The sequence below is a fragment of the Microbacterium sp. Leaf320 genome (assembly GCF_001423485.1).
Taxonomy (GTDB): Bacteria; Actinomycetota; Actinomycetes; order Actinomycetales; family Microbacteriaceae; genus Microbacterium.
Genome location: NZ_LMOD01000002.1, coordinates 792,422 through 804,141, shown reverse-complemented (window position 1 = coordinate 804,141; position 11,720 = coordinate 792,422). Strand labels below are relative to the sequence as shown.

The following is an 11,720-nucleotide window of genomic DNA, read 5'->3' as shown; positions in this document are numbered from 1 at the left end:
CTGCACCGCAGCGCATCTCGTTCGATCTGTCCTCAGGCTCGCAGGATCGCGCATGGGCACACGGTGCCGGAGGACACAACACTGCCATTCTGGCGCCACGCTCACAGGATGGAGTCATGACGATGAACGAGCCTCAGGTCTGGACGCTCATAGGAGTGTTCGGAGCCGCGCTCCTGGGCGGCTTCACCCTCGTGGCGACGCATTTCGGCAGGGTGGTGCGCGCCGAGATCGGCCGCCTCGAGGGAACACTGACCGGGAAGATCGAGGCCCTCGACGGAAAACTGTCAGGCCAGATCGAAACCCTCGATGCGCGTCTGAACGGTCGCATCGACATACTCGACCACCGACTCGACACCCTCGACAAGGAGGTCGCGAATCTCGCGACGAAGGTGTGGCGGTCGTCGTAGGCGCCGACCCCGGAGCGCTCAGTCCCGCCCGCCACCCGGATGCCAGAGGACGACCTCGGCAGAGCGGCGCATGCGGCGGCCGTTCGGCATCGGGATGACACCCGATGCACCGGCGGCGAACACCCGGACGCCGGGGCGGCTCTCTCGCTCGGCCCGCAGGGCGGCATCGAGTTCCACGACGCGGCGGCGCAGCATCCGGTTCTCATCCTCCAGATCGAGGAGTCGCGCGATGGCCGGAAGGCTCACGCCTTCAGACGACAGCTGGGCGACCTCGCGGAGCTGCTCGATGTTGCGAGTGGAGTAGCGGCGCGAGCCGCCGGATGTGCGCCCGGGCACCACGAGCCCGATGCGGTCGTACTGTCGCAGAGTCTGCGGATGCATTCCCGAGAGCTCGGCGGCGACGGCGATCGCGAACACCGGGGTGTCGGCATCCATGCGCTGGTCAGCCACTGTGGATCACCTCTCCCTCGGTGTTCGCGTTCGTCATCATCGTTCTCATCGCGGTTTCCCTACCGGCGGGCCTTGGCAATGAGGTCCGCCCGCGGGTTCTCGGCGGGCTCGAGGGCCTGGAACTTCTCCAGCGCCTCGCGAGCGGCCTCGTCGAGGTGCGAAGGCACCGCGATCTGCAGCTCGGCGAGCAGATCGCCCGTGCCCTTCGCCGTGGTCACGCCGCGTCCCTTGACGCGCAGCACGCGTCCTGACGGGGTGCCGGGGGCGACACGGAGCTTGACCGTGTCGCCGCCGAGCGTCGGAACCTCGATGGTCGCGCCGAGCGCGGCCTCGGTGAAGGTCACCGGCACGACCACACGCAGGTTCAGCCCTTCGCGGGTGAACACCGGATGCGGTCGCACCGCGATCTGCACCACGACGTCGCCATTCTCCCCGCCGTCGGGGGAGGGTCGACCGCGTCCGCGGAGCCTGATCTTCTGACCGTCGGCCACACCGGCCGGGATCTTCACCTTGAACGGCTTGCCGTCGTCGCCCTGCAGGCTGATCGTCTCACCCTGCACGGCGGTGGCGAAGTCGAGCGTGGTGCGCGCCGTGACGTCAGCGCCCTTCTGGGGGCCGCCGAAGCCTCGGTACCCGCCGGACGTCTGCCCGAACCGACCGGAGCCGAACGAACCGCCCTGACCCTGGTTGAACATCGCGAAGATGTCCTCGAAGTCAGCGGACTGCTGCTGCCCGCGCCCCTGCTGCCCGAACCGGCTGAAGACGTCTTCGAAGCCGCCTGCGCTCGAACCGCCCGCCGTGAAGCGTGCGCCCGAGCCCATCGCGCGGATCTCGTCGTACTCCTTGCGCTGTTCGGGGTCGGAGAGCACCGAGTACGCCTCGCTGACCTCCTTGAACTTCGCCTCGGCCTTCTCGTCACCCTGGTTGGAGTCGGGGTGATACTTGCGAGCGAGCTTTCGGTACGTCTTCTTGAGATCGGCGTCGCTGACGTCCTTCGAGACCCCGAGGGTCTTGTAGAAGTCCTTGTCGAACCAGTCCTGGCTAGCCATCGATCACCTACTCTGCGGGTACGGCGACGACGACCTTCGCGGGACGCAGCTCGACATCACCCAGGCGGTAACCCACCTCGACGACCTCGAGCACCGTGGTCTTGTCGGCGCCCGGCGTGGGCTGCTGGAAGATCGCCTCGTGGCGCTGAGGGTCGAATTCCTCGCCCTTCTCGCCGTACGAGACGACGCCGAGCCGCTCCACCACCGTGCGCACCTTGCCGGCGATCACCGCGAAGGGCGTGCCCTCGACCAGGTCACCGTGTTGCGCTGCGCGATCGAGATCGTCGAGCACGGGGATGAGGCCCTTGGCGGCCTCGCCCCTCGCGCGCTCGATCTCGACCTGGCGCTGCTCTTCGGTACGGCGGCGGTAGTTGGCGTACTCGGCCTGGAGGCGCTTGAGGTCGTTCAGCAGCGTCGACTCCAGGTCGGCGAGCACAGCATCCTCTGCTGCGGCCTCGCCGGTCTGGGTGGCGCCGAGGATGTCGTCGACCGTCAGATCGTCGGGCGCGCCGTCGACCGGCATCTCGTCGGATCCTTCTGCGGCCGCGGCCTCGCGCGAGTCGGGGTTCTGCGGCGCGGGGCCGGATGCCTGAGCATCCGACCCCTCGCTGCGAACCTCGTCGTCACCTTCGAAGTTCTTGTCCGTCATGATTACTTCTTCTCGTCCTCGTCGTCGACGACCTCGGCGTCGATGACGTCCTCGTCGGAGGAGCTGTCATCGGCCGGAGCCTCGCCCGCGGCGTCGGCGCTCGGGGCGCCCTCAGCCTGAGACTGTGCGTAGATGGCCTCGCCGATCTTGCCCTGCGACTGGTTCAGCTTGTCGAACGCGGTCTTCACGGCCTCGTCGTCTTCGCCGGCCAGAGCGGTCTTCAGAGCGTCGACGTCGGCCTTGACCTCGGTCTTGACGTCTTCAGGCAGCTTGTCGTCGTTCTCGGTGATCAGCTTGTCGATCGAGTACGCGAGCGTCTCGGCCTGGTTGCGGACCTCAGCGGCCTCGCGGCGCGCCTTGTCTTCGGCTGCATGCTCTTCGGCCTCGCGCACCATACGCTCGATGTCTTCCTTCGACAGCGACGATCCGCCCGAGATGACGATCGACTTCTCGGTGCCGGTGCCCTTGTCCTTGGCGGACACGTGCACGATGCCGTTGGCGTCGATGTCGAACGTGACCTCGATCTGCGGGATGCCACGGGGAGCCGGGGCGATTCCGGTGAGCTCGAACGTACCCAGCGGCTTGTTGTCGCGGGTGAAGTCGCGCTCGCCCTGGAAGACCTGGATCGCGACGGACGGCTGGTTGTCGTCTGCCGTGGTGAAGGTCTCGCTGCGCTTGGTCGGGATGGCCGTGTTGCGCTCGATGAGCTTGGTCATCATGCCGCCCTTGGTCTCGATTCCGAGGCTGAGGGGGGTGACGTCGATGAGCAGGACATCCTTGCGCTCACCCTTGAGGACGCCGGCCTGGAGAGCGGCGCCCACGGCGACGACCTCATCGGGGTTGACGCCCTTGTTGGCCTCCTTGCCGGTCTCGCGCTTGACGAGCTCGGCCACGGCGGGCATACGGGTCGATCCACCCACGAGCACGATGTGGTCGATGTCGGCGACCTTGATGCCGGCTTCGCGGATGACGTCCTCGAAGGGCTTCTTGGTGCGGTCGAGGAGGTCCTTGGTGAGGTCCTCGAACTTCGCGCGGGTGATGGTCTCGGAGAGCGAGACGGGGCCCGACTCGGTCAGCGACAGGTACGGGAGGTTGATGCTGGTCGAGGTCGAGGAGGAGAGCTCCTTCTTGGCCTGCTCCGCAGCCTCCTTCAGACGCTGCAGGGCGATCTTGTCGCCCGAGACGTCGACGCCCGTGGTCTCCTTGAACTGCTTGATCAGGTGGTCGACGAGACGCTGGTCCCAGTCGTCGCCGCCGAGGCGGTTGTCACCGGAGGTGGAGCGCACCTGGATGGTCGAGAAGTCGTCGTCCTTGCCCACCTCGAGCAGCGAGACGTCGAACGTTCCGCCACCGAGGTCGAAGACCAGGATGAGCTCGTCTTCCTTGCCCTTGTCGAGGCCGTACGCGAGCGCCGCAGCGGTGGGCTCGTTGATGATGCGCAGGACGTTGAGACCCGAGATCTCGCCGGCCTCCTTGGTGGCCTGACGCTCGGCGTCGTTGAAGTACGCGGGGACGGTGATGACCGCGTCGGTCACCGTGTCACCGAGGTACGACTCGGCGTCGCGCTTGAGCTTCTGGAGGATGCGCGCGGAGATCTCCTGCGGCGTCCACTTCTTGCCGTCGACGTCGAACGTCCAGTCGGTGCCGATGTGGCGCTTGACGGATGCGATGGTGCGGTCGACGTTCGTGACGGCCTGGCGCTTCGCGGTCTCGCCGACGAGCACCTCGCCGTCCTTCGTGAAGGCGACGACCGAGGGGGTCGTGCGGAAGCCCTCGGCATTGGCGATGACCTTCGGCTCGCCACCCTCGAGGACGCTGACGACGGAGTTCGTCGTACCGAGGTCGATTCCAACAGCACGTGCCATGTGATTCTCCTTTGTTGCTGAGGTTGATGTGGTCTGGAAATCCGGGGCGATCAGGGAAACCTGAGTCGCGATGACTCAACTGTACTCCGACCTCCGGATGCTGTCAAACAAAGTTGATATGAACTGGCTCAACTTTGGATTCCGGGTGCGGAATCAGGCCGCCGTGCAAGAATCCCCGCGTGAGCCACCCTCCCCTCGACATCCCCGGCCTCGCGAACGCGCGCGACCTCGGGGGTCTGCCGCGCCGGGACGGCAGCGTCACCCCGCATGGTGTCTTCGTCCGGTCCGACGCCCCTGATCTCGTCCCTTCCGAGGGCTGGGATCGACTGCGCGCACGCGGCATCGCGACCGTGCTCGATCTCCGTCGCCCGGAGGAGCGCACACCGGGCGTGCCGGACGACATCGACCTGATCACCGTGGATCTCGACGGGGACGAACGCGCCTTCTGGGAGCCGCTCGAGGCCGACGGCCGCTGGGGCACACCGCTCTATTACGTGCCGCACCTCACCGACCTGCCGCATCGGATGGCGGGGGTGCTGCAGGCGATCGCGGCGGCGCGCCCCGGCGGCATCCTGTTCCACTGCGCGGCCGGATGGGACCGCACCGGTCTCGTCACGATGATGCTGTTGCGAGCCATCGACGTGACCACCGACGCCGCGCGCCGCGACTACGCGACCTCGTTCGCGAACGCGGCCGCGATGGAGACGCTCCGCAGCAGATCGCAGCACGCCGCGGAACGCCGAGCGGTGCTGACGAGCTTCGGCCACACCCCGGAGTCCGCGTTCGCCGACGCCTACGAGTCCCTCGACCTCGATGACTGGTCGAGGTCGGCGGGTCTGGCCCCTGACGCCCTGCTCGCACTCCGCACGTGGCGGAGCTCCGTGCCCAGCCGCGGTCGCACCCCGAGTTAGGTGACCCTCAGTCGCGAGGTGGCAGACTGGACGTGACAGAAGGGCACTGATGACTGACACGGACGCCTACGACGTGCTCGTGATCGGCGGCGGCCCCGCCGGGCTCTCCGCCGCCCTGAATCTCGGACGCTCGCTCATGCGCGTGCTCGTCGTCGATGCGGACCGCCCTCGCAACGCCGCCACTCTGAACTCGCACGGTTTCCTCACCCGCGACGGGGTGCCCCCGCACGAGCTGCGGCGCATCGCGCGCGAGGAGCTCGCCGCCTACCCGAACATCGAGGTGCGCACCCGCGTGCGAGTACTCGATCTCGCACGGCTGGAGTCTGGAGTCGCGCCGGATGCCGGCCTCGTGCCGGATGCCGGCCTCGTGCCGGATGCCGGCCTCGTGCCGGATGCCGTCGGGGGGCGACGCCGGTTCACGGCATCCATCGGCCGCAAGGATCCGACCGACATCGTCACCGCGCACTCGGTGCTGCTCGCCACCGGGCTGCGCGAGACCCTCCCCGATGTGCCGAACCTGCGCGGGTTCTACGGCATCAGCCTGTTCAGCTGCGCGGCCTGCGACGCGTGGGAGATGCGCGGGAGACGACTCGCACTCATCGGCACGACCGAGGACCTCGCCGACCGCGCCCGACTCATCGCCCGCTGGACCGAGGATCTCACCGTCTTCACGCTCGGCGCCGACACCGTGACGAGCGCGCAGGAGGCCGAGCTGGCCGCAGCGGGAGTCGCGGTCGCGCGGCATCCGATCTCCGAACTCGTCGGCGACCGCGGCCGCATCGAGGCGATCAGACTCGACGACGGGTCCGTCATCCCGGTCGAGGGAGGGTTCGTCCGGCCGGAGTGGGAGACCGATCTGTCGTTCCTGCGCGGCTTCGCGCCGTCGATCGATCACGACGGACATCTCGTGACCGACCGCTCGGGGCGCACCGACATCCCGGGGCTCTACGCCGCCGGCGATGCGGCGATCCCCGGCCCGCAGCAGCTGATCGTCGCGGCGGGAGCGGGGGCGCGCGTCGCCTCGGTGATGGTGCAGGATGCCGTCGGCATCGCATCCGCGCACTGACAGCCCGACGGCGGTCGACCCTCGACGGCGCCCTGCCACGCGCACGCATGCCCCGGCTAGGCTGACCGGCATGACGCGCATCTCGCAGGTCTCTCCGCTCGTCCGCCTCGCCGCAGCCTCCGTGGTCGCTCTGGCAGTGCTGCCGCTCAGCGGATGCCTGTACGCGCAGATCCCCGTGAACACCCCCGACGGCGACGGCCCAGACCCGGCCCCCACCGCGAGCCCGACCGAGCAGCCGGCCGGAGACCTGCCCTCGTCGCTGACCTTCGCTGCGGGGGCCGATCTGCCGGCCACGGCCTACATCCAGTGGGGAGACGGCTTCGTGGTCGACGACGGCTGGAAGATCGTCAAGCCCGACGACGGCAACGGCGGCTGGACCTACGGCACGATCGACGACACGTGCACCGCGCAGTTCTGGCAGGGACTCATCCCCGATGTGCCTACGGTCGCGGGCGATGACAGCGTCAGCTCCGACGCGATGCTCGCCGTGATACTGGGCGAGGCGGATGCGGCGGCCATCACACCGCTCTCCACGACCGGCGCCTTCAGCTACCAGATCGGCGGCAACACCGACGTCGAGAACCGTCAGGTCGAGGGCGAAGCCGGCGAGCGCAAGTGGAGCATGGCCGCGCGGGCCTTCACCGCGACCGGCGTCGGGCTCTACGTGATCGTCGACTGCACGGGTGGCGACATCGACGCGACGATGGCCGAGGTCATCGACAAGAACGCCGTCGTCGTGCAGTGACGCGCGCGGACGTCACTTGCCGCCGGGCGGACCGACCAGCAGCAGGATCACGTACAGCGCGACGATTCCGACGACGAGCAGGATCGCGAGCACCCACGGACGGCGCAGGAACCACCGCATGAGCCTGTCGTACCAGCGGGCGTCGCGCGGGTCGGCGCTCTGCTCGAGCCGCCAGTCGCCGGCCAGGCGCCCGGTGCGGTGCAGCCAGATCTCCATGGGGATCGTCGCGTAGGGCACGATCGCGCTGACCACGGCGAGGATCGCGACGCCGAGGTGCCAGCGCTGGTTCAACGCGACGAGCACGGCGGTCGCCGCGTACGCGAGGAACACGAAACCGTGGATGCCACCGCCCACCGTCACGACGATGCCGGGCGCACCGACAGCACGGGCGATGATCGCCGAGATGAGAATGGTCCAGGTGATCGCCTCCGCGATCGCGAGGACTCGGAACAGGCGGTCGGGTGTGCGGAACACGGGACTCCTCGGGTGGGGTCCTTCCAGCGTATCCGGAATAGCTATGAGTCCCCGGGCGTCGCCGAAGGCATGGTGACGGTCGATTCCGCAGCCCTCGGGCACGTGCTCGACTCCGTCGACCTGCGCGTCGGCATCGCCCGACGCGTCGCGCTGGCGACGGGCGGCCTCCTGCCGCTGCCCTCGGGCGCCGCCACTCTCGTCTACATCGCCGACGGTTCGGTGAGCGGGCATCCACCCCTCACCACCGGATGCCGCCTCGACGTCGACCGCACGGCGCAGATCGTGGCCGTCGACGACCGGCCCCTGAGCGCGAGTCTCGTCAGAGGCGACGCATTCCTCACGCTCGGCAGGGCTCCGATCGCTCTCGAAGCCGGGTCTGCGACCGACCTGGTGGTGGTCGACCTCGAGTTCTCGGACAGCGCATCGATGCTCGCCGCCGTGCTCCCCGACCCGATCACCGTCATGTCATTCGACGCCCTCGAGCCAGCCGCAGCAGCCCTCGCCGGCAGCATGGGTCCCACAGACCCTGCCACGTGCCCGACTCGCCAGGGCGACCCCGTGATCTGCCGAATGATGGCGCAGACCGTGCTGCTCTCGGTCATCCGCGCCTGGGCCGCGAACGGCTGCGCGCCCGCGGGATGGCCGTCGGTCTCGAAGGATCCGTTCCTCGATCGCGTGGTCGAGGCGATCCACGAGCAGCCGGGTCGAGAGTGGACCGTCGAGCGCCTCGCGAGCGTCGGGGCGATGTCGCGATCGGTCTTCGCCGAGCGCTTCCGCAGCGCGATCGGCCGCTCCCCCGCCGACTACGTCACCGAGGTGCGCATCGACACGGCAAAGCGGATGCTGAGCGCCGGCCGATCCGTCAGCGAGACCTCGCGCGAGCTCGGCTACGCCTCGGACGAGGGCTTCAGCCGCGCGTTCCGACGCCGCACCGGCCTGACCCCGTCTGCGTGGCGGTCGTCTGAGCTGACCGCCGTCCCCGCCTGAGCCCGGCGTTCCTGCCGGGCACAGCGCCCCGCGTGCTCAGACGAGCGCTGCCGCTGCCGTGCTCCTGCGGTTCGACATTCCGAAGAGCACGGCGCCGACCAGCAGCGAGATCGCCCCGAGCACGTAGACGAACTCGACGTCGAGGGTGTCGACGAGCAGACCTCCGAGACCGGCCGCGATCGTGATCGCGCCCTGGAAGCCGACCACGACGAGGCTGCCGCCGGCTTCGAGGCGGTCGGGGGTGCGATGCCCCACCCAGGTGTTGATCACGAGCAGCCACGACGAGAAGAAGAAGCCCCACACCAGCACGACGATGCCGATGCCGAGGACCGACCCGGAGAGGAAGATCATCGACAGCACCGACACGGCGATCACGAGCGGGGCGAACACCGCGAAGAACGCGAAGGTGCGGTCGATGAAGAACCCGAGTCCGAGGTTGCCGGCGAGGCCGCCGACGCCGAAGAGGGCGAGCAGCAGGATGATCGTCGTCGGCTCGACCTCGGGGATGCGCTCGAGCGCCAGCCGCACGTACGTGTAGGCGAGGAAGTGCCCGAGCACCACGAGCACGTGCCCGACCATGCCGAGCCCGATGCCGGGGCGACGCAGGGTGTCGACGAGCAGACGGATGCTCGACGCCTGCTCGGCAGGCACAGACGGCAGCATGAACCGCAGCGCCACGGCGAGCACCACCATGAGCACTCCGGCGATCGCGAACACCGTCTGCCAGTCGACGATCTCGCTGAGCATGACGCCGAGCGGCACGCCCGCGACCGTGGCGAGCGAGACTCCGGCGGAGGTGAACATGACCCCGCGCCCGAGGTGCTCGGGACCCGCGAGCCGCACGGCCACCGTGATCGACATCGCCCAGAACGCGCTGATCGCCGCTCCCAGCAGGAACCGTGCGAGCAGGACGATGAGGAGGTTCGGGGCGATCGCGACGATCAGGTTGGATGCGGCGGCGGCGAGCGCCATCCAGATGAGCAGCGACCGGCGGTCGAGGCGGGGGAAGATCAGGCCGACCGTGGGTGCGACGATCAGGCCGACGAGAGCGGTGACCGTCACGGTCTGCCCGGCCTGGCCTGGCGTGACACCGAGCGCGTCTGCCATCTCGGTGAGCACGCCGTTGGGCAGGAACTCCGCGGTGACGAGCAGGAAGCCCATCAGCATCAGCACGATGAGCCCGCCGTAGCGGATGCTCTCGGTGCGGGCGGTCGTCACGGGTACGGGCGCAGTCGTGGTCATGCATCAACACTCGCAGTCGCGGGGATGCTGTACCCGACGCGGCGTCCACGGCATCCGACCATTCGTCCGGACCGGGCCAGGAGCACCGGACCGGGCCTGGGAAGCAATAGATCTGGTCTGGACACGATCTGCCCGTGACCTCTAGGCTCGACGACGCACCGGGATTCTCCCGGAAGGCCTCAGCGAGAGGAGTGGATGACATGAACGCAGTCTCTGTCGCGCCCCTCGCCGACATCCTTCCTCTCGAGGCCGCCCGCTCCTGATCCGCGGTGGCCTCCCTCTCTCGGAGCCACACCGTGTCTGATCTCTTCGCTTCTTCCGAAGCATCCTCTTCCCGTCTCTCCCCCGTCCCTTCGTCGACCGCGTCGGCGTTCGACGCCTCCCCCTTCGAATCCGTCCCGACGTTCGCCGATGTCGAACCCGGCGACAACCAGCGATGGACCACCTGGCCGGCGATCACCCCGTCGGAGCGCGGCCCCCTGCCGTGGCCTGCCTGGGTCGTGACGAGCGCCGGCGCGCTCGACACCGAGCTCGGCATCCTCAAGACCGGCAAGGAGGCCGATGTGTTCCTCCTCGAACGGGCGGTGCCGGATGACCCCGCCCAGGGCACCCTGCTCGCCGCCAAGCGCTATCGCGACACCGACCACAGCAGCTTCCACCGCTCGGGCGTCTACACCGAGGGCCGCAGCACCAGGAACACCCGCGACACCAGGGCGCTCGCCAAGAAGTCCGAGCACGGCCGGGCGGTCGCCGCCGCGCAGTGGTCTTTCGCCGAGTTCGATGCGCTGTGCCGCATGTGGGAGCTCGGCGCGCCCGTTCCCTACCCCGTGCAGGTCAACGGCACCGAGCTGCTCATGGAGTTCGTCGGCGATGCGAACGGCGTCGCCGCTCCCCGACTGGCGGCGGTGCGCAGCGACCGCGCCGAGCTGGCCGATCTGTACGACCAGATCGTCGACCTGATGCGGATCTTCGCCGCGGCAGGCTTCGCGCACGGCGACCTCTCGGCCTACAACCTGCTCGTGCACGACGGCCGGGTGAGGGTGATCGACCTGCCGCAGATCGTCGACATCATCGCCAACCCGCAGGGCCTCGATCTGCTGCACCGCGACTGCGTCAACATCTGCGACTGGTTCACCCGCCGCCGCGTCGAGCGGGACGCTGAGGAGTTGTTCGCCGAGATGCTCGCCGCGTCGTACGCGTGACTCTCAGCCGAGACGCAGAGCCGCGTCGAGGAGGTCGTCGAGGGGCCGCGGCATCCGCTCGAGCGGCAGGGCATCGATCACGTCGGCCGAGAAGCGGGCCTTCCGGCCTGCGGCCGTGCCCGCGAAGCGATGCAGCTGCTCGTCGATGGTGCGCTCGCGCTGCGCCGGCTGCCCCTGGAACACCTGGAATCTGGCGAGCTCACCCCGGGCTGCCAGCGTGTCCAGTACCAGTTCCGGGCCGGCCGCCGCGATCACCTCGTCTTCGAGGTCGCGCTCGCAGCCGTAGAAGCCGGCATCGCTCGGAGCAGCGCCGTCGGCGATGACACCGATATCCACGAGGATCTTCGCGACATAGTCGCCCTCGGCCGCGTCGTACAGACCGAGGATGCGCGGAGCATCCGACTCCGCCCGCAGCGCGGCCAGAGTCTTGCGGAGGTTGGTGATGCCGTCGAGGTCGACCAGCTCGAGAGCCTCGATGCCGAGGCTCCGTCGCCGAGCCAGGGCGATGAACGCGAGACTGTCGCTGCGGCCCTCGAACAGGACCACGGTGCGAGGCACGGCACGACGGATGGCGCGAGGCACCTCCGGCGTCGTCGACATGCCTCGACGGTACCCGAAGGGGTGAGGCGTACCCGAGGAGCCGAGACCGCCGCGCGGCGCGCCGTCACCGTCC

General features: G+C 68.8%; 13 protein-coding genes. 6 read left to right on the top strand and 7 right to left on the bottom strand.

Features of this window, described 5'->3' with window-relative positions:
* Positions 1-116 precede the first annotated feature (116 nt).
* A complete protein-coding gene (locus ASF63_RS08745) occupies positions 117-407 on the top strand; it encodes a hypothetical protein (protein ID WP_056512116.1) in 291 nt (96 codons plus the stop codon).
* An 18-nt stretch (positions 408-425) separates the two neighbouring features.
* Here the strand turns inward: ASF63_RS08745 and ASF63_RS08740 are convergent, their stop codons facing one another.
* The 4 genes from ASF63_RS08740 to dnaK are packed head-to-tail and all read right to left on the bottom strand — an operon-like array spanning position 426 to position 4,420.
* A complete protein-coding gene (locus tag ASF63_RS08740) occupies positions 426-857 on the bottom strand; it encodes a heat shock protein transcriptional repressor HspR (protein WP_056512114.1) in 432 nt (143 codons plus the stop codon).
* Positions 858-916: 59 nt separating this feature from the next.
* A complete protein-coding gene (locus tag ASF63_RS08735) occupies positions 917-1,906 on the bottom strand; it encodes a DnaJ C-terminal domain-containing protein (RefSeq protein WP_056512112.1) in 990 nt (329 codons plus the stop codon).
* A gap of 7 nt (positions 1,907-1,913) precedes the next feature.
* A complete protein-coding gene (locus tag ASF63_RS08730; protein ID WP_056512109.1) occupies positions 1,914-2,555 on the bottom strand; it encodes a nucleotide exchange factor GrpE in 642 nt (213 codons plus the stop codon).
* Positions 2,556-2,557: 2 nt separating this feature from the next.
* Positions 2,558-4,420, bottom strand: coding sequence for a molecular chaperone DnaK (dnaK, locus tag ASF63_RS08725; RefSeq protein WP_056512107.1), 1,863 nt, complete (start codon positions 4,418-4,420; stop codon positions 2,558-2,560).
* Between the two features lie 179 nt (positions 4,421-4,599).
* Here dnaK and ASF63_RS08720 point away from each other — a divergent pair, with 179 nt between their 5' ends.
* From ASF63_RS08720 to ASF63_RS08710, 3 genes are all read left to right on the top strand, one after another.
* Positions 4,600-5,331 (top strand): tyrosine-protein phosphatase, encoded by a 732-nt coding sequence (locus ASF63_RS08720; protein WP_056512104.1) that lies wholly within the window; start codon positions 4,600-4,602, stop codon positions 5,329-5,331.
* A 49-nt stretch (positions 5,332-5,380) separates the two neighbouring features.
* Positions 5,381-6,397: an NAD(P)/FAD-dependent oxidoreductase gene (locus ASF63_RS08715; protein ID WP_056512101.1), complete on the top strand. Its 1,017-nt coding sequence runs from the start codon at positions 5,381-5,383 to the stop codon at positions 6,395-6,397.
* Between the two features lie 70 nt (positions 6,398-6,467).
* Complete coding sequence (locus ASF63_RS08710) at positions 6,468-7,142, top strand: hypothetical protein (RefSeq protein ID WP_056512098.1); 675 nt, start codon at positions 6,468-6,470, stop codon at positions 7,140-7,142.
* 12 nt (positions 7,143-7,154) lie between these two features.
* Here ASF63_RS08710 and ASF63_RS08705 read toward each other — a convergent pair whose 3' ends face one another.
* Positions 7,155-7,616 (bottom strand): DUF3817 domain-containing protein, encoded by a 462-nt coding sequence (locus ASF63_RS08705; protein WP_056512093.1) that lies wholly within the window; start codon positions 7,614-7,616, stop codon positions 7,155-7,157.
* Between the two features lie 69 nt (positions 7,617-7,685).
* Here ASF63_RS08705 and ASF63_RS18820 point away from each other — a divergent pair, with 69 nt between their 5' ends.
* Positions 7,686-8,603 carry a helix-turn-helix transcriptional regulator gene (locus ASF63_RS18820; RefSeq protein WP_082477966.1) on the top strand — a complete coding sequence of 306 codons (918 nt, stop codon included), beginning with the start codon at positions 7,686-7,688 and terminating at the stop codon, positions 8,601-8,603.
* A 36-nt stretch (positions 8,604-8,639) separates the two neighbouring features.
* Here ASF63_RS18820 and ASF63_RS08695 read toward each other — a convergent pair whose 3' ends face one another.
* A complete protein-coding gene (locus tag ASF63_RS08695) occupies positions 8,640-9,845 on the bottom strand; it encodes an MFS transporter (RefSeq protein WP_056512090.1) in 1,206 nt (401 codons plus the stop codon).
* A gap of 296 nt (positions 9,846-10,141) precedes the next feature.
* On the opposite strand from ASF63_RS08695, the gene ASF63_RS08690 reads away from it, so the two are divergent.
* The gene (locus ASF63_RS08690; RefSeq protein ID WP_056512088.1) at positions 10,142-11,047 is read left to right on the top strand and encodes a serine protein kinase RIO; all 906 of its coding nucleotides are present in this window, start codon (positions 10,142-10,144) and stop codon (positions 11,045-11,047) included.
* A 3-nt stretch (positions 11,048-11,050) separates the two neighbouring features.
* Here ASF63_RS08690 and ASF63_RS08685 read toward each other — a convergent pair whose 3' ends face one another.
* On the bottom strand, positions 11,051-11,647 hold the full coding sequence (locus ASF63_RS08685) for a hypothetical protein (protein ID WP_056512085.1): 597 nt from the start codon (positions 11,645-11,647) through the stop codon (positions 11,051-11,053).
* Between the last annotated feature and the right edge of the window lie 73 nt (positions 11,648-11,720).